General features: G+C 70.9%; 15 protein-coding genes. 3 read left to right on the forward strand and 12 right to left on the reverse strand.

The window, feature by feature from the left end:
- Positions 1-15: 15 nt before the first annotated feature.
- Together KAK03_RS07930 and KAK03_RS07935 are read right to left on the reverse strand one after the other, a co-directional pair.
- The gene (locus KAK03_RS07930) at positions 16-900 is read right to left on the reverse strand and encodes a phosphoribulokinase (protein ID WP_210853128.1); all 885 of its coding nucleotides are present in this window, start codon (positions 898-900) and stop codon (positions 16-18) included.
- A 150-nt stretch (positions 901-1,050) separates the two neighbouring features.
- On the reverse strand, positions 1,051-2,148 hold the full coding sequence (locus KAK03_RS07935) for a class 1 fructose-bisphosphatase (RefSeq protein ID WP_210853130.1): 1,098 nt from the start codon (positions 2,146-2,148) through the stop codon (positions 1,051-1,053).
- A 126-nt stretch (positions 2,149-2,274) separates the two neighbouring features.
- Here KAK03_RS07935 and KAK03_RS07940 point away from each other — a divergent pair, with 126 nt between their 5' ends.
- A complete protein-coding gene (locus KAK03_RS07940) occupies positions 2,275-3,219 on the forward strand; it encodes a LysR family transcriptional regulator (protein ID WP_210853132.1) in 945 nt (314 codons plus the stop codon).
- A gap of 12 nt (positions 3,220-3,231) precedes the next feature.
- Here the strand turns inward: KAK03_RS07940 and KAK03_RS07945 are convergent, their stop codons facing one another.
- From KAK03_RS07945 to KAK03_RS07965, 5 genes are all read right to left on the reverse strand, one after another.
- The gene (locus tag KAK03_RS07945) at positions 3,232-3,729 is read right to left on the reverse strand and encodes a hypothetical protein (RefSeq protein ID WP_210853134.1); all 498 of its coding nucleotides are present in this window, start codon (positions 3,727-3,729) and stop codon (positions 3,232-3,234) included.
- 29 nt (positions 3,730-3,758) lie between these two features.
- Positions 3,759-4,805, reverse strand: a complete 1,047-nt coding sequence (locus KAK03_RS07950; RefSeq protein WP_210853136.1) for a hypothetical protein — start codon at positions 4,803-4,805, stop codon at positions 3,759-3,761.
- 154 nt (positions 4,806-4,959) lie between these two features.
- Positions 4,960-7,239, reverse strand: coding sequence for a nitric oxide reductase activation protein NorD (locus KAK03_RS07955; protein ID WP_210853139.1), 2,280 nt, complete (start codon positions 7,237-7,239; stop codon positions 4,960-4,962).
- Positions 7,240-7,244: 5 nt separating this feature from the next.
- Entirely contained in the window at positions 7,245-8,048 is an 804-nt protein-coding gene (locus tag KAK03_RS07960; RefSeq protein ID WP_210853140.1) for a CbbQ/NirQ/NorQ/GpvN family protein, read from the reverse strand.
- A gap of 8 nt (positions 8,049-8,056) precedes the next feature.
- Positions 8,057-9,439 (reverse strand): ribulose-bisphosphate carboxylase, encoded by a 1,383-nt coding sequence (locus KAK03_RS07965; RefSeq protein WP_210853142.1) that lies wholly within the window; start codon positions 9,437-9,439, stop codon positions 8,057-8,059.
- A 625-nt stretch (positions 9,440-10,064) separates the two neighbouring features.
- Here KAK03_RS07965 and KAK03_RS07970 point away from each other — a divergent pair.
- Both KAK03_RS07970 and KAK03_RS07975 read left to right on the forward strand, forming a co-directional pair.
- The gene (locus KAK03_RS07970) at positions 10,065-10,982 is read left to right on the forward strand and encodes a LysR substrate-binding domain-containing protein (protein WP_210853144.1); all 918 of its coding nucleotides are present in this window, start codon (positions 10,065-10,067) and stop codon (positions 10,980-10,982) included.
- Positions 10,983-11,004: 22 nt separating this feature from the next.
- Positions 11,005-11,286, forward strand: a complete 282-nt coding sequence (locus KAK03_RS07975; protein WP_210853145.1) for a DUF427 domain-containing protein — start codon at positions 11,005-11,007, stop codon at positions 11,284-11,286.
- A 1-nt stretch (position 11,287) separates the two neighbouring features.
- On the opposite strand, the gene KAK03_RS25390 is transcribed toward KAK03_RS07975, so the two are convergent.
- From KAK03_RS25390 to KAK03_RS08000, 5 genes are all read right to left on the reverse strand, one after another.
- A complete protein-coding gene (locus KAK03_RS25390) occupies positions 11,288-12,955 on the reverse strand; it encodes a tetratricopeptide repeat-containing sulfotransferase family protein (RefSeq protein WP_210853147.1) in 1,668 nt (555 codons plus the stop codon).
- A complete protein-coding gene (locus KAK03_RS07985) occupies positions 12,956-13,744 on the reverse strand; it encodes an enoyl-CoA hydratase (protein WP_210853149.1) in 789 nt (262 codons plus the stop codon).
- Between the two features lie 85 nt (positions 13,745-13,829).
- Complete coding sequence (locus KAK03_RS07990) at positions 13,830-14,897, reverse strand: DUF3108 domain-containing protein (protein ID WP_210853151.1); 1,068 nt, start codon at positions 14,895-14,897, stop codon at positions 13,830-13,832.
- A complete protein-coding gene (locus KAK03_RS07995; RefSeq protein WP_210853153.1) occupies positions 14,894-16,630 on the reverse strand; it encodes a M61 family metallopeptidase in 1,737 nt (578 codons plus the stop codon). The genes KAK03_RS07990 and KAK03_RS07995 overlap by 4 nt, the downstream gene beginning before the upstream one ends.
- Positions 16,631-16,706: 76 nt before the next feature.
- The gene (locus tag KAK03_RS08000) at positions 16,707-17,162 is read right to left on the reverse strand and encodes a DUF3429 domain-containing protein (RefSeq protein ID WP_210853155.1); all 456 of its coding nucleotides are present in this window, start codon (positions 17,160-17,162) and stop codon (positions 16,707-16,709) included.
- Positions 17,163-17,174 lie beyond the last annotated feature (12 nt).

Genomic DNA, 17,174 nt, shown 5'->3' on the forward strand with positions numbered 1-17,174 from the left:
ACGCTTCGGGGGGGCTTAGATCGCCCCGAGCGCGCGCTTGCGCCGCTCCATCATTCGCCAGATGTAGGGCGTGAAGATCAGCTGCATCGCCAGCTCCATCTTGCCCCCCGGCACCACCAGCGTGTTGGCCCGGCTCATCCAGGAGTTGTTGACCATGTTGAGCAGGTAGGGGAAGTCGATGCCCTTGGGGTTGGAGAAGCGGATCACGCAGATCGATTCGTCCGGCGTGGGAATGTCACGGGCGATGAAGGGGTTGGAGGTGTCGACCACCGGCACGCGCTGGAAGTTGACATGCGTGTGGGCGAACTGCGGGCAGATGTAGTGCACGTAGTCGGGCATGCGGCGCAGGATGGTGTCGGTCACCGCCTCGGCGCTGTAGCCGCGCACGTTCTTGTCGCGGTAGAGCTTCTGGATCCACTCGAGGTTGATCACCGGCACCACACCGATCAGCAGATCGGGGTGGCGGGCGATGTTGATCTCGGGCGTGACCACGGCGCCGTGCAGGCCCTCGTAGAACAGCAGGTCGGTGCCTTCGGGCAGGTCTTCCCAGGGCGTGAAGGTGCCCGGGTCCTGCTTGTAGGGCGCAGCCTCGCCGGGGTCGTGCAGGTACTTGCGGCGCTTGCCGGTGCCGGTTTCGCCGTAGCTGCGGAACAGTTGCTCCAGTTCGGGGAACAGGTTGTTCTCGGGGCCAAAGTGGCTGAAGTGCTTGTCGCCCGCCTTCTCGGCCTCGGCCTGGCGCTTGCGCATCTCCAGGCGGTCGTAGCGGTGGAAGCTGTCGCCCTCGATCACCGCGGCGATGACGGCCTCGCGGCGGAAGATGTTCTCGAAGGTGCGGGTCACCGACGAGGTGCCGGCACCGGAGGAGCCGGTGATGGCGATGATGGGATGTCGTTCTGACATGTCAGCCCCTCGTCCAACGGTTACGTTGGCCGATCCCCCGAGGGGATGCGGGCCGGCTTGGGGCGGCCCGGCGCTCGGCCCGGCTCGGTGAACAACGGCGGTGGTGCATGGTGGGTCTCCTGTGAATCGAATGCGGTGCGGGCCGGCGCGTCAGTCGCGGAACAGCGAACGCTCGCTGAACAGCGGGTTGGCGCTTTCCTTGGCGGCCGGCTCGTGGTGGTAGCGCTCGATGCGCTCGACCTCGTTCTTCGAGCCGAACACCAGGCCGATGCGCTGGTGCAGGCCGCTGGGCTTGACGCCCAGCACCGGCTGGCGGCCGGTGGAGGCGCGCCCACCCGCCTGCTCCATCAGGAAGCCCACCGGATTGGCCTCGTAGAGCAGGCGCAGGCGGCCGGGCTTGCTCGGGTCCTTCATGTCGCGCGGGTACATGAAGACGCCGCCGCGCATCAGGATGCGGTGCGCCTCGGCCACCATGCTGGCGATCCAGCGCATGTTGAAGTCCTTGCCGCGCGGGCCGGTGGCGCCGGCCAGGCATTCGTCCACATAGCGCTTGACCGGCGGCTCCCAGAAGCGGCTGTTGCTGGCGTTGATCGCGAACTCGCGGGTGTCCTCGGGCACGCGCACATCGCTGTGCGTCAGCATGAACTCGCCCAGGTTGGGGTTCAGCGTGAAGCCGGCCACGCCGTTGCCCACGCTGAGCATCAGCATCGTGGTGGGGCCGTACAGCGCATAGCCGGCGGCAACCTGGGTGGCGCCGGGCTGCAGGAAGTCGGCCTCGGTCACGTCGCGGCCGCTCTTGATCACGTCGTCGGGCGCGCGCAGGATCGAGAAGATGCTGCCCACCGACACGTTGACGTCGATGTTGCTGGAGCCGTCCAGCGGGTCGAACACCAGCAGGTACTTGCCGCGCGGGTAGCTGGCGGGGATCTGGTAGGGCAGCTCCATCTCTTCCGAGGCCATGCCGGCCAGCAGGCCGCTCCACTCGTTGCGGCGGATGAAGACCTCGTTGCTGATCACGTCCAGGCGCTTCTGCACCTCGCCCTGCACATTGACCTGGCCAGCCTGCACGCTGGGCATGGCGTCGCCCATCGTGCCGCCCAGTTCGCCAAAGGCCACGGCCCGGGCAATGGCCTTGCAGGCCAGCGCCACGTCCAGGATCAGCGCATTGAGCGCGCCGCTGGCCCCGGGAAAGCGGCGCCGCTCCTCGATCAGGTACTGGGTCAGCGTGCTGCGGTTGGACAGTGGCATGGCGGGTCTCCTGGGATCACTTCTTGGCGGGGGCCTGGTGTGGACAGGCCGATGAGGACCGAATGTAGAAACGCGGTCGTTTAAGGTAAATTCATTGATATTTGGCTCCTGATTCAGGAGAACTTAATGAAGACCGTGACCTTCCGCCAGCTCCGGGTTTTCACGGAGGTGGCGCGCCACCTGAGCTTTGTCCGCGCCGCCGAAGCCCTGCACCTGACCCCGCCCGCGGTGACCATGCAGGTCAAGGAACTGGAGGCGGCGATCGAGCTGCCGCTGTTCGACCGCCAGGGCCGCAAGGTCAGCCTGACCACCGCCGGCGAGTACTTCCTGGTCTACGCCAAGCGCCTGCTGGCCACGCTGAAGGACGCCGATGTGGCGATGGCCCGTTTTCGCAAGCTGGAGACCGGCATCCTGACCGTGGGCATGGTCAGCACCGCCAAGTACTTCGTGCCGCGCCTGCTGACCCGGTTCAGGGAGGAGCACCCCGGCGTGGAGGTGAAGCTGCAGGTCAGCTCCAACCGCGAGCAACTGGTGGCGCTGATGGCGACCGCCGAGGTGGACCTGGCCATCATGGGCCGCCCGCCGAAGGAGCTGGCCACGCGCGCCGAGCCCTTTGCCGCCCACCCGCATGTCTTCGTGGCGCCGCCCCGGCACCCGATCTTCCGCAGCGGCCACCCGCCGGTGTCGGCGCTGGCCAACTACCCGCTGATCGTGCGCGAGCCCGCCAGCGGCACCCGCGCGCTGATGGACCGCTTCTTCCAGGCCCACCGCGTGGAGCCGCGCATCGCCATGGAGATGCCCAGCAACGAGACCATCAAGCAGGCGGTGATGGCCGGCATGGGCCTGAGCTTCCTGAGCCTGCACACGCTGGGGCTGGAGCTGCGGGCCGGCGAGATCGAGCTGGTGCATGTGGAAGACACGCCGGTCATCCGCACCTGGAACGTGGTGCACCTGCCCTCGCGGGTGCTGTCACCTGCGGCCGAGGCCTTTCGCTACTTCATCATCGAAGAGGGCGAGAACTACCTGGCCGAGCACGACCGGCCGTGGCTGCAGCCAACCGCCGAGGGCTGAGCCCGCCGGCGCTCAGCGCCGCCGGCCCATCGACAGCAGATCGCCGTCGTTGACCTCGCAGGCCGGATCGGGCCCGTAGGCCGTGTCCATCACCCGGCCATCGTCGCCCACGCCCACCATGAACCACTGGCAGAAGGGCGCGTCGTAGCGGTAGGCCCAGACCGTTTGCGGCGGCCGCGCCACGCGGAAGCGCTTGGCCGGCGGCCCGATGCGCCGGCGCAGGTCCTCGGTGCTCATGCCCGCGACGATGGTGGCGAAGTTCGCCTCGGTCAGCACCTGCTCGGCCGACAGCAGGCGCTCGTCCGCGGCGAAGCGCAGCTGGTAGGTGAACTTGCCGAAGGGGCCGGTCGCGTACTCCAGCACGCGCTGGCCGTTCTCGCCGGGGAACTCGTAGGTCGGGTAGCCCAGGCGGGCGACCACGCCGTTCAGCGGCTCGCCGGTGGTCCAGCGGGACGGCGTGGCGCAGGCGCAGAGCAACAGGGCCAGCGTGGCAGAAGCAAGGGCGCGCATGGCCCCATCCTACGCCCGGTGAGTGCCCCTCAGGGCGTCAGCAGATACGCCCGGGATTGCCCGCTGAGGGTGTTCTGCGCCTGACCGACGATCCAGCCCAGGTTGTTGATCGCCGTCGCACTGGTCAGCACCCAGCCGGCGGCGCGGGTGGGCGCGTCCAGCAGGTCGTTCAGGTCGATGACGCGCTTGCCCTTCCACAGCGTGGCGCGGTAGAAGAACCCCCCGGTGGCCTGGCTGGCGCCGACGATGTGGCCGCGGCGGTTGATGCCCTGGGCCTGGCTGTTGTCGCCGCCCAGCGTGCCCAGGTCGGTGGCCACGCCCAAGGTCCAGCTCACGGCGCGCAGGGCGGTGTCGCCGGGCACGCTGGCGTAGCCCACCACAGTGCCACTGCGGTTGATGCCCAGGGCAAAGCCCAGGTTGCCGCCCAGCGTGGGCAGCGCGGTGGCCGTGCCCTGGTCCCAGACCACACCGCGCGTGCCGCTGTCGCCCGCGGTGCTGCTGTAGCCCACCACCACGCCCCGGGTGTTGACCGCATAGGCGGCGCTGGTCTGGCCACCGATGGTGCCCAGGTCGGTGGCCTGGCCCTGGCTCCAGCGGCCTGCCACCGACTGCTGGTCGCCGGTGCGCGTGGATTCGCCCACCACGTCGCCCTTGGCGTTGATCCCGTTGCCATAGCCGGCGGTGCCGCCCAGCGTGCCCAGGTCGGTGGGTGTCAGGCCGTCCCAGCGCACCACGTGCAGGTCGCGGTCGCCCGCCAGCAGCGAATAGCCGGCGATCTGGCCGGCATCATTGATCGACTGCGCCCCGCTGCTGCTGCCGCCCAGCGTGCCCAGGTTGGTCATCGTGCCCGCCTGCCAGAGAAAGCCCCGCTGGGAGCCATCGGGCATCTGGCTCCAGCCCACCACCTGGCCGGCGGCGTTGATGCTGGTCGCGCTGCTGGAGGTACCGCCCAGGGTGCCCAGGTCGGTGAAGGTGTAGGGGGCGGCCTGGCAGGCCGCCGCGGCCAGCAGCCCACCCGCCAGCGTCCATGTCCGAAGCCATTGGCGCGCGCGACGTGCCGGCTCCTGGTGGAGCATGGGCGAAGCATCCAAACGGGTGGGGGTGTTCATCATGGCCGGCATCCTCTCGCTGTGGTCGTGGCCGGCGGCCGGGATGGCACGACGGATGCGGACGATTCTGCGGGCCACCCAGGCGCGCCGCCAGACTGGCAAACGCGGGATGCGCGGGGCGTCAGCGGGTCAGCGCGGCGAAGACTTCCGGCAGCCGCCGCGGCAACTGCTCCACCCGGTCGACCACGCTGAAGCGCTTGCCGAAGATGCGCCGCAGGTAGTCGTCCGCCGCGCGGTCCACGCTGACCGCGTGCACCGGCAGGCCCTGGCCGGCCAGCGTGCGCACGGCATGCGCGGCATCGGCCACCAGGTGCTGCGGGTCCGGCGCGTCGACATCGCTGGGCACACCGTCGGTCAGCACCAGCATCAGGCGCTGGTCGGCGGGGCGGGCCAGCAGCGCATCGCCGGCGTGGCGCAGTGCGGCGCCCAGGCGGGTGCTGAAGGCGCCTTGCACGCCCGCCAGACGGGCGGCGGGGTGGCCGTCGGACCAGCGCTCGCCAAAGCCCTTGAGGTGCCACATACGCACCTCATGGCGGGTGTTGGAGTGGAAGCCGACGATGGCCAGCTGGTCGCCCAGCGCGTCCACCGCCTGCGCCAGCAGCGCGACGGCGGCGCGGCTGAGCGACAGCACGGTCTCGCCCGGTGCGCCGGGCACCGGGTCGTTGACCGACGCCGACAGGTCCAGCAGCAGCGTGACCGCGAAGCGCCGGCCCTCGGGGCGGGTGCTCATCTGCACCCGGGTGTCCACCGCCTGGCCGCTGGCGCGGGCGTCCACCAGGGCGCGCACCGCGGCGTCCAGGTCCAGTTCGCTGCCCTCCACCTGGCGGCGCAGGCGCGCGCGGTCCTGCGGGCGCAGGTGCTGCAGCAGCCGCTGCAGGTGACGCGCGGTGCCGGCGTGGCGCTGCAGCAGCCGATCGATCTCGGACGCATCGCCGGCGGGCTGCAGATGGTCGTAGACGCTGACCCAGTCGGGGCGCAGCTGCTGCGCGCCCTCGTCCCACTCGGGATGTCGGCGCGGGGGCAGGCCGTGCTCGTCGTGGTGTGGCAGGCGGCGGGCGGCGTCGTCGAAGGACTGTTCCTCGTCGCCGTCCTCGATGAAGCGCCAGAGGTGGCGGTTGTCGTCGCGCCAGTCGACCTGGGTGCCGTCGAACACCACGTCGGCGAACTGGTCGCTGGCGCGGCGGCTGCGTGCGGCCCAGCCCAGCGCCAGGCGGGACATCGCCGTGCTGTCGGCGCCGTCAGCCAGCGCAGCGTCGAAGGCGGCCAGCGTCTCGTCCTCGAGCACGTCCTTGGGCGCGCCGAACAGCAGCGCGTGCGACAGCCGCGTGAGGCGCACGCGCAGGCCGCTCTGGCGCGATTCATCCACGCTGTCCAGCGTCGGGCAGGGGTGCAGCGCCTGCATGGCGCTGCGCAGGCCGGGGCAGCGCTGCAGCAGGGCCCGGTCCACGCGGGCATCTTCCAGGCATTCCACGGCCAGGCGCTGCAGCGGGCTCCAGTTGTCTGCCACCAGCGCCTGGCTGTGGCGGCGGTGCAGTGCCAGGTGGCCGATCATCAGGCGGTAGCGGGTGCTGGCGCTGATGCCGTTCACCTCGTCCAGCACCTCGGGCAGGCGCAGGCCCCACAGCGGGGTGTCAGCGTCGCCGTCGTTGGCCAGCCAGGGCTGGGGCAGCGGGGCCTCGGCGTCCACCGGTTGCGGGACCAGCGTGGCGTCCCACTGCCACAGCGACTGCAGCGTGCACTGCAGGCGGCGCTGGGCATCCATCAGCAGCGTGCCGTGGCGCTCGCGCTGCAGCAGGGCACGGCTGTCGTCGGATTCGGCGGCGAAGAAGGCGATCTGGCGCTGCGGGTGGCCGCCGTGGGCGCGGATGCCGGCCTCGATCCAGCGCGCCAGGCCGTCCAGCGGCACCTGGGCCACCAGGCGCGGCGCGGCCTGCAGCAGCGCCGGCAGGCCGGGGCTGGGCTCGGTGGCGTGGCGGCCGTGGATGGACACGCTGGTGCGCTGCATCAGCCCCACCACCAGTTGCAGGTAGCGGCGCAGCGCGGGCTCGGACGGCAGGCGCCGCGCCACCGCGGGCAGGCTCTGCAGCAGCGGCGCGATGGCGCGGCCGTTGGGTGATTTCTGGAACGTGCCGATGGCCTCGCGCAGCGGATGCATGACCGCTTCGCCGGCGGCGTGGGCGACCTCGGGCCAGGCCTCGAGTGCGGCCAGCACGGGCTCGGGACCTCGGCCCAGGCGGGCCAGCCAGGCGCACAGGTCCATCCACTCGCCAGCGCCGGTGTCGCTGAGCAGCGGCAGGCCGCGGTCCAGCGCGTCATCGAAGACGGCGTCCACCTCGAGGAAGACGCGGCCCAGGCGTTCGCGCCACAGCGGGTGGCGGGTGCTGGACTGGGGGGCGAGCATGGCCTTCAGGCGAGCAAGGCGTCGATCGCGTGCTCCAGCGACTCGCGGATGTCGGCGTCGTCGGTGATGGGCTGCACCATCGCCATGCGGGCCGCCGCCGCGGGCGCCACGCCGCGCTGGATCAGCGTGCCGGCGTTGACCAGCAGCCGGGTGGAGATGCCCTCGGCCAGGCCGTGGCCCTTCAGACGGCGTGCCGCATGGGCCACCTCGATGAGTTGCGCGGCCAGGGGTGCGGCCACGCCGGTTTCGGCCACCAGCACCGCGGCTTCCTGGGCCGCGGCGGGATAGTCGAAATCAAACGCGCAGAAACGTTGCCGGGTGCTGGGCTTCAGGTCCTTGACCAGGCTCTGGTAGCCGGGGTTGTAGGAGATGACCAGCTGGAAATCCGGGTGGGCGCGCAGCAGTTCGCCCTTCTTGTCCAGCGGCAGCTGGCGGCGGTGGTCGGTCAGTGCGTGGATGACGACCACGGTGTCCTGCCGCGCCTCGACCACCTCGTCCAGGTAGCAGATGCCGCCATGGCGCGCGGCCAGCGTCAGCGGGCCGTCCTGCCAGCGGGTGCCGTCAGGCTCCAGCAGGAAGCGGCCCACCAGGTCGGCGGCGGTCATGTCCTCGTTGCAGGCCACGGTGACCAGCGGCCGGCCCAGCTTCCAGGCCATGTGCTCGACGAAGCGGCTCTTGCCGCAGCCGGTGGGGCCCTTGAGCATCACCGGCAGCCGGGCGGCCCAGGCGGCCTCGAACAGCGCCACCTCGTCGCCCTGCGGCTGGTAGCGCGGCTCGGCGGTGATGCGCCAATCGTGCAGCGGGTCCATGGCGGGGCTCAGCGGTGGATGCCGACCAGCTTCTCGCGCCAGCCCGGGTACAAGGCGTCGGCGTCCTTCGGGAAGCTCTCGAAGGCGCGCGCGAACTCGCGGTGCTCCTTGGCCCATTCGATCGGGTCGGCCTTGGCCTTCCAGCAGTCGTAGGCCTGGCGCAGGCTGCGCGCACCGGCGGCCGGCGAATCAATGTGGCCGTAGCTGCCGCCACCCGCGGTGTTGATGACGTTGCCGTGGCCCAGGTTCTCGAAGAAGCCGGGCAGGCGCAGCGCGTTCATGCCGCCCGAGATGATCGGCGTGGTGGGCTTCATGCCGAACCACTCCTGGTGGTAGACCGGGCCGGTGTAGCTGTCGCGCTCGATGATGTAGGCGATCGCGCGGTCGTCCTTCTCGCCCTCCATCTTGCCGTAGCCCATGGTGCCCACGTGGATGCCGCTGGCCCCCTGCAGGCGCGACATCTTGGCCAGCACATAGGCGGTGTAGCCGCGCTTGGCGCTGGGGCTGGTGACGGCGCCATGGCCGGCGCGGTGGTAGTGCAGGTACTGGTTGGGGAAGTTGCGGCGGGCGGTGGTGATCATGCCGGGGCCGCCCACATAGCCGTCCACCAGGAAGGCCACCTTGTCGGCGTCGGGGCCGAACTGCTCGAGGATGTACTCGCCGCGGGCAATCATCTCGTGGTGGTCGTCGGCGGTGATGTTGGCCGAGAACAGCTTGGCCTCACCGGTCTCATCCATCGCGCGGCGCATGGCGTCCACCACCAGCGGGATGGTCTTCTTCATCGGAGCGAAGACCTGGTTGCCCTGCGGTTCGTCGTTCTTGATGAAGTCGCCGCCCAGCCAAAATTCGTAGGCCGCCTTGGCGAAGGGCTCCGGCCGCAAGCCCAGCTTGGGCTTGATGATGGTGCCCGCGATGTAGCCGCCGTTGTGGACCGGCCGGCCCAGCACCCGCCACAGGTCGGAGATGTCCTTGCTCGGGCCGTCGAACAGCTGGATAGCGCGCGGCGGCATCCAGAAGTCGATGATCTTGGCGTGCTGGATGTCGCCCATGCCCTGGTTGTTGCCGATCACCAGGGTCAGGAAGCTGACCATCATCATCCGGCCGTCGGTGATGTTGCGGTCGAACAGGTCCAGCGGGTAGGCGATCCGCATGTCCTCGTTGGCCTCGTCGATCCAGTAGACCAGCGCGTCCACGCCCTTGGTGAACTCGTCGGTGGTGCTGACCTCGACGTTCGTTCCAGTGGAGGACTCAGCCGCAAAGTGAGCAGCCGCTTCCAGATAGCCATGCCCCGCCTTCGGCTTCATCTTGTAGGCCACCAGGATGTGGCGCCCACCCTTGATCAGGTCCTCCTCGCGCAGGCTAAGGTCGGCGTAGCGGTTCGATTGGTCCATGCTGGGTCTCCGTCTGAGATGCGATGGAGTGCATGCTAGAAAGACCCTACGATAAGTGGAAGTCAGTTGTTTTGACTTCTCAGTTAAGTATCTTATTAACCTATAGCAGACCGCTCACCGCCCGGAGCAGTCACTGCGCGCGGAGGTGCCGGAGGCGAGGTGGGGGAAAGGGGTCTCTCTCATGTCCCCCGGCCTGCGGCCTCCTCCTTGACTTCGTTCGACCCCTTTCCCCCACCTCGCTGGTCACCGTCCTGAGACTGCCCAGGCGAGCAGTCCCGCAACGTCTGCCCCAGACAAGGACCGAGCGGCCAGGGGCTGGCGGCGCTGTCGGGGGCGCCGAGGAGCGCAGCCGCCCCGGGGCGCGCGCCGCAGGCGCGCCTCGCGCACTGACTTGGTCGACACTGTCTGAGCGCAGCGAACCGCAGGTGAGCGTAGCGAGTTTGGCGACCACCCCGGGGTGGCGAGCACCGCAGGGGAGTCGGCGAAGCCGACCGCCACCGTCTGCGCCGCCAGCCCCTGGCCGCTTGGGCCTTGTCTGCGCCACCCCCTTTGCAGTCAGCCACTTCGACTGACTGCAACGGGCAGTTTGCAGCCGCACCCGGTCCAGCTGTCGATAATCGCCCACATGAACCTCAAGCAGCTGGAGTACTTCGTCAGCGTGGCTGAGCTGGGCAGCTTCAGCAAGGCGGCGGTGGTGCTGGACATTGCCCAGCCGGCCTTGAGCCGCCAGGTGCGGGCGCTGGAGATCGACCTGCGAGAGACGCTGCTGCTGCGCAACGGCCGTGGCGTGGTGCTGACTGATGCCGGTCGGCGGCTGTTCGGCCATGCCACCGAGATCCTGCAGCAGGTGGCCCAGGCGCGGGCCGACATGGGGGCCAGCCGCGACGAACCGGTGGGGCATGTCACGATTGGTGTGCCGCCCAGCATTGGCCGCCAGCTCACCCTGCCCTTGATCGAATCCTTCGAGCGCCAGTTGCCCCGCGCGCGGCTGGCCCTGGTGGAAGGCCTGTCCAGCCATGTGGCCGAGTGGATCAGCACCGGCCGGGTCGACCTGGGTCTGGTGCACAACCCCGAGACCCAGCCCGGCCTGGAGTTCCGTCCGCTGCTGGAAGAACGGCTGTGCCTGGTGCAGCGCGCACGCGACGCCACGCGTGGTCCGCTGCCCTTCCGCGATCTGGCACCGCTGCCGCTGGTGCTGCCCGAACGTCAGCACGTGATCCGCCGCCAGCTCGACAGCCAGGCCACGCTGGCCGGGCTGACGCTGCAGGTGCGATGGGAGGTCTCCAGCATCGCCGCCATCGTCGACCTGGTGGCCGCCGGACACGGCCACGCGGTGCTCACCGCCAGCGCCGTGGCCGCCTCGGGACGGGGCGATGAACTCGCCGTGCGTCCGATCACCGACCCGCCGCTGATCAGCGTGCTGTGCCTGGCCAGCTCGGCCCACAAGCGCCCCACGCCGCTGATGCGCCAGGCCAGCCGCCTGATCGGCGAGCTGGTCAAGGCCCTGCCCCAGGGCACCGCTGCCCGCTCTTTGCCGGGCTGAACCACCCACCCAGGAGACACCGATGCGCGCCATCTGGAAGAACACCGTCATCGCCGAGAGCGACGACACCGTGCTGGTCGAAGGCAACCACTACTTTCCCGCCTCGGCGGTCAAGCCGCAGTACCTGCTGCCCAGCAACACCCGCACCATGTGCAGCTGGAAGGGCGAGGCCTCGTACATGACCGTCTTCGTCGATGGCGACGCCCTGCCCGACGCCGCCTGGACCTACGCCGCGCCCAAGGACGCAGCCGCCGAGATCCAGGGGCGCATCGCCTTCTGGAAGGACGTGAAGGTGGTGGAGTGACTCAGGCGCGGGTGCCGCCGGCCGGCAGCGAATAGTCGGCCGCCTCGCCCAGCGCCTCGAACAGGGGCCCCAGCCAGGGCTCGAAGTGGCGCCAGTGGTCGACGGCCTGCGGGTCCAGCGGTCGGCGCACCTGCTCGGAGCTGGGGGTGAGGACCTGGCGGGTGTTCTCGTGGAAACGCAGGCAGGCGGCGTCCCAGGGCAGGCCCAGATGGTCCAGCAACTGGCGCAGCACCGGCTCGGGCTGCTGCACCAGTGATTCGTAGTGCAGCGTGAGCACGCGGCCCGGCTGCAGGCGCTGCACGTGGCTGACCAGGCGCAGGTAGTGGCGGTAGTACTGGCCCAGTTCCTCCAGCGCCAGCGCACCACGGCCGTAGGCGCTGTACATCGACCAGGCAGTGGCCACCGGGTGGCGCCGCACATCGACGATGGCGGCGTTGGGCAGCATCGCGCGGATCAGGCCCAGGTGCAGCACGTTGGCGGGCTTCTTGTCGATGAAGCGCGGGCGGTCGCTGTGGCGGTGGGCGCCGGCTCGGCGCAGGTAGTCCTGCCCCAGCGCCGCCCAGCGCTCGGGCGGCTGCTGCAGCAGCGCGCGCACATGCGCGGGTCCGAGCTCGCCGCTGCGGCGCTCGGCCAGCACGCGCGCCAGGTGGCCCACATAGGGCAGCTCGGAGGTGCCCTCCACCGCCGGGTGGCTGGCCAGCATCTGCTCGACCAGCGTGGAGCCCGAGCGCGGGCGGCCGACGATGAAGATCGCCGCTGCTGACGGATCGCCCTGCCCCGCACAGCGCGCGAAGAAGGCCTCGTCCAGGCCCTGGATCTGGGCGTCGACCATGGCCTGCAGGGCGCCCGCATCGTAGTGGATGCGCGCGCGCAGGCTGCGATTGGCCTGGTGGTACAGCGCAAAGCTCTCGGCGTACTCGGCGCGCAGTTCCAGCGCGCGCGCCAGCGCGAACTGCAGCGCCGGGCGTTCGGATTCAGGCAGGCTGCGGCGGCCCAGTCGCTGGCGCAGCGTAGCCAGGTCCGCGTCGTCGAAACGCCAGGTCTTCAGGTTGGCCAGCGCTGCCCAGGCGGCGCCGCAGTCGGGCTGCAGGCGCAGCGCGGCACGGTAAGCGGCCACGCAGTCGGTGCTGCGGCCGGCCACGCGCAGCGCATGGCCCAGGCGCACCTGGAAGGCCGGCTGTTTCGGCGCGGTGGCCAGCAGGCGCTCGACCAGCGGCAGGACCTGATCACCCTGCCCCAGGCGCTCCAGCACATTGGCCTGGTGGTGCAGGAACAGGGCTTGCGCCGGCTGGTGGCTCAGCAGCTGATCCAGGTGCTGGCGCGCCGCAGCCAGTTCCTCGTCGCGCAGCAGCAGCTCAACCAGCCGCCAGCGTGCCGGGTCATGGCCCGGTGCCAGCGCCAGGCAACGCTGCAGCTGCTCGATCGCCTGCGGCGCGCGGTCCAGGCGCTCGCTGGCCTGCGCGGCCAGCCACCAGGCGTCGGCGTCGTCCGGGTGAGCGGCCAGGTGCTGGCGCAGTTCCAGGTCGGCCAGCAGCGACTGGCCCTCGCGCAGCGCAGTGGCCTGCGCGCGCAAGGCGGCCGGCGGCGGGCACTGGCGCGCCAGCGCAGCGCGCGCCGCGGCCAGCGGATCGTGGGCCGCCGGGGTGGGCTGGGCGGCGGGCCGGGCCACTCAGCGGTGGGTGAAGCTGGCCGGGCGCTTTTCCAGGAAGGCGCCCATGCCTTCGCGCTGGTCCTCGGTGCCGAACAGCGCGTGGAACAGCCGGCGCTCGTAGCGCACACCGGTGGACAGGCCGCTCTCGAAGGCCTCGTTGACCAGTTCCTTGATCATCATCACGCTGGGCTGGCCCATGGCGTTGATCTGGCCGGCGGTGACCAGGGCCTCATCCAGCAGGCTGGCGGCCGGCACCACGCGCGAGACCAGGCCGCTGCGCTCGGCCTCGTCGGCACCCATCATGCGGCCGGTCAGCAGCATCTCCATGGCCTTGGCCTTGCCGATGGCGCGCGGCAGGCGCTGCGTGCCGCCGGCACCGGGCACGATGCCCAGCTTGATCTCGGGCTGGCCGAACTTCGCGCTGTCGGCAGCGATGAGCACGTCGCACATCATCGCCAGCTCGCAGCCGCCACCCAGCGCGAAGCCGCCCACCGCGGCGATCACCGGCTTGCGGACCTGGCGGATGGTCTCCCAGTTGCGCGAGATGTGGCCCTTCTTGAAGGCGTCCATGTGGCTGTAGCCCGCCATCAGCGAGATGTCGGCGCCGGCGGCGAAGGCCTTCTCGTTGCCGGTCAGCACGATGCAGCCGATGGTGTCGTCGGCGTCAAAGGCCAGCAGCGCGGCGCCCAGCTCGTCCATCAGCTGGTCGTTCAGCGCATTGAGCTGCTTGGGGCGGTTGAGGGTGATGACGCCGGTCTTGAGCGCGCCGTCGCCGCGCACCTCGGTGAGGATGCATTCGTAGGCCATGAAAGTCTCCTGCGGGCCGCCCCAGCACCTGGGGCAGCGGGTTCATCGGGGGGATGGGCCGATGATAGAGGCGTTCGGCCCGGCCTCAGGAGGACGGCGCGTTCAGCACCGCGATGCGCGGCGCGGTCTTCAGACGCAGGTCCAGGTAGTTGTCGGCATCCTGGCGGATGACGATGCGCACCGGCAGGTACAGCAGGCCCGGCGCCACCCACAGCTCCACCGCCAGTTCGCCCGGCTTGGCGTTATCGCGCTGCGGCACCACGTGCACCGCATCGATCGTGCCGAAGGGCAGCTCCAGCGGGCCGCGCTCCTGCACGCGATAGATCCAGCGGCCCACCCGGCGTGGCAGGGCCAGTGGCAGCTCCACGGTGGCCCCGGTCTGGGCCAGCTCGGGCCGGGTCAGGAACAGCCAGGTCATCTGCACGAACTGGCTGGCCACGTCCTGCAGCCCGGGCGGTCGGGGTTCGGACTTGCCGTTGGCCAGTTGCACCCGGTCGCCATCGATCTGCACGGTCTCGCGCCGCGGCGCCGACAGCGCCACCTCGGTTTCCTGGTCGTAGCGGCTGGGGCTCAGGCCCTCGTCACCCAGCAGGCCGTCGCTGAGCATGCGGCGCTTGAACAGCGGCGGCACGCGCACCTCCAGGCGCACCTGGTAGCGCTCGCCCTCGCGCAGCCAGTCGACCTGGGCCTCGCCGACGATCGGGCCGCGGTAGGAGCCCTCCAGCGCGTAGAGCAGCTGGGTGGACGGCGGCCAGGCGAAGGGAGGCGGGGCCGACGCCGCGGGCGACGGCGCCTCGGCGACGGCGCTGGCCGCGTCATCGGCCGGCTCGGGCGGCGCCGTGGCCACCGGCGGTGGCGGCACCGGGGCCGACGCCGCCTCGGCCACGGCACTGGCGGCCGGCTCGGCCGCCACCACCGGCTGGGGCCGTGGACGGCGGGCCGGCGGTGGCAATGCGGGCGGCGGCGGCTCGGTCAGCGCCATCTCCTGGATGAAGCGCACGTCGATCGCTGCGGGCGGCGCGTCGCGGCTCAGCGCCAGGCTGGCCGAGACCCACTGGCCGGCGCCCAAGTGCACGCAGGACACCAGCACGGTGAGGCCGGCCAGCGCCAGCCGACGGCCGCCGCTGCCCCAGCGCCGCATGGCCGCGATCACGCGCCCAGCCAGCCCTGGCGAAGCGCCGCCGCGGCGGCGGCCGGCTCGCTGCGCAGCGTCAGCGCCCAGGCGCGGGTGAAGCCGGCCTCGCCCCCCGGTTGCACCCGCAGCGTGCGCAGGCGCTGCTGTCGCACCAGGGTCAGCTCGAAGGCCTGGCCCTCGCGCACCCAGGCCTGGGCGTCATCCAGGCGGCGGATGCGCCAGCCGTCCACCGCCAGCAGCTCGTCGCCTGCGGACAGGCCGGCGCGCGCGGCGGCGCTGCCGTCCAGCACCTGCTTGACGTGGCAGCCGCTGACCGGGCCCTCGCTGAGCTTCAGGCCCAGCGCAGCCGTCCAGCCGCTGCCCTCCTGGCTCAGCTGCACGCCGCTGGCGGCCAGCGCGGCTTCCAGCGGCAGCTCGTCACGCCCATGCACCCACTGGGCCAGCTCGCGCGCCAGATCGGCGCCGCCCAGTTCGGTGACGGCGGCCAGCACGTCGTCCTCGGTCAGACCGCTGCTGGCGTGGCGTGCCCACAGCAGACGCATCAGGGCGTCCAGCGACTGCTCGCGGCCACGCAGCCGCAGGTCCAGCAACAGCGCGATCAGCGAGCCCTTGGTGTAGTAGCTGACGGTGGCGTTGGGCGTGTTCTCGTCGGGCCGGTAGTACTTGTTCCAGGCATCGAAACTGGCCTCGGCGACGCTCTGCACGCGCCGGCCCGGGGTGGCCCGCACGCCGTTGATCACGCGTGACAGCAGCTTCAGGTAGCGCGGCGCATCGATCAGGCCGGTGCGCTGCAGGAACAGGTCGTCGTAGTAGGACGTGAAGCCCTCGAAGAACCACAGCAGCTGGGTGTAGTTCTCGCGCTGGTAGTCGTAGCGAAGGAACTCGCGCGGCTTCAGGCGCTTGACGTTCCAGGTGTGGAAGTACTCGTGGCTGATCAGGCCCAGCAGCGTGACATAGCCATCGGTGCTGGCGCTCTGGCCCAGGCGCGGCAGGTCGCGGCGGTTGGCGATCAGGGCGGTGCTGGCACGGTGCTCCAGGCCGCCGTAGCCCTCGTCCACCGCCCACAGCAGGAACACGTAGCGCTGGAACGGCGGCTTGCGCCGACCGTGCCAGAAGGCGATCTGCGCGGCGCACAGGCGGCGGGTGTCGGCCAGCAGGCGCTCGCCATCGAAGCCGGGCCAGGCGCCGGCGACGACGAACTCGTGCACCGCGCCAGCCACCTCGAACTGGCCGCGCCAGAAGGCGCCCAGCTCCACCGGGTGGTCGGCCAGCTCGTCGTAATCGGCGCACAGCCAGGCCTGGCGGCGGCCGGGCAGCGGCGTCATCGCGGTGGCGACCTCCCAGCCGCGTGGCAGGGTGCCGATCTGCAGCTCGTGGGGTTCGGCCTCGCGGCCCACCACCTGCAGACACAGGCTGGTGGGGTTGAAGAAGCCGCGGGTGTCGTCGAGCCAGGCGGTGCGCACCGAAGGGTCGAAGGCATAGACCTCGTAGCTCAGCACTAGCGCCGCGCGGCCGTGGCACTCGGCCACCCAGCGGGTCTTGTCGAGCTGGCGCAGTGCGCAGGCGCGGCCGCCCTGGCGGGCCTCGAGGCGGCTGAGGTGGCGCGCGAACTCGCGCAGCATGTAGCTGCCCGGTATCCACACCGGCAGCGCCAGCTCCTGCAGCGCCTGCGGCTGCGGCACGGTCAGCGTGACGCGGTAGCGGTGGGTGCCCGGCTCGGGCAGCTCGATACGGTAGGCGATGCGGGCCATCGGGTGGGGGTCCTCGGGCTCAGCGGCGGAGCAGTGGATGGGGCCAGGCGGCGGGGGTTGAACGACGCTCGGTCGCTCAGGTGGCGGCGGCCGCCAGGAAGCAGCACAGCGCTGCCACCACGGTCAGACGGAAGCGCAGGGTCAGCCAGTGGGCCAGCTGGGCCTGGGGGTAGAGGCGGCGGTCCACCAGGTAGCACACCACCAGCATCATGCCCACCAGCGGCAGGCCGGAGTAGGCCGGCATCACCACCGCCAGCGTGCCCACCAGCGGCGGCACGACGGCCCAGCGCCGGGCCGTGGGGGGTTCGCCATGGGCGTTCATCGTCAGGCCCCAGTGCACGCCACCCAGGAAGGCCAGCACGGTGGCACCATAGGCGGCCAAGGCCAGCGCCACGAAAGCGTGGGGCTCAGGGCTGTCGATCAGCCACAGCAGCGCAGCGCCGAACACGAAGGGCAGCAGGCCCAGGTAGGACAGGCGCGCCGCATCGGCGGGCGGCTCATGCAGCGCCAGGGCACGGGTGGGAGCATTCATGGCGGGCGATTG

The sequence above is a fragment of the Ideonella alba genome (assembly GCF_018069845.1).
In the GTDB taxonomy this organism is placed as follows: domain Bacteria; phylum Pseudomonadota; class Gammaproteobacteria; order Burkholderiales; family Burkholderiaceae_C; genus Ideonella; species Ideonella alba.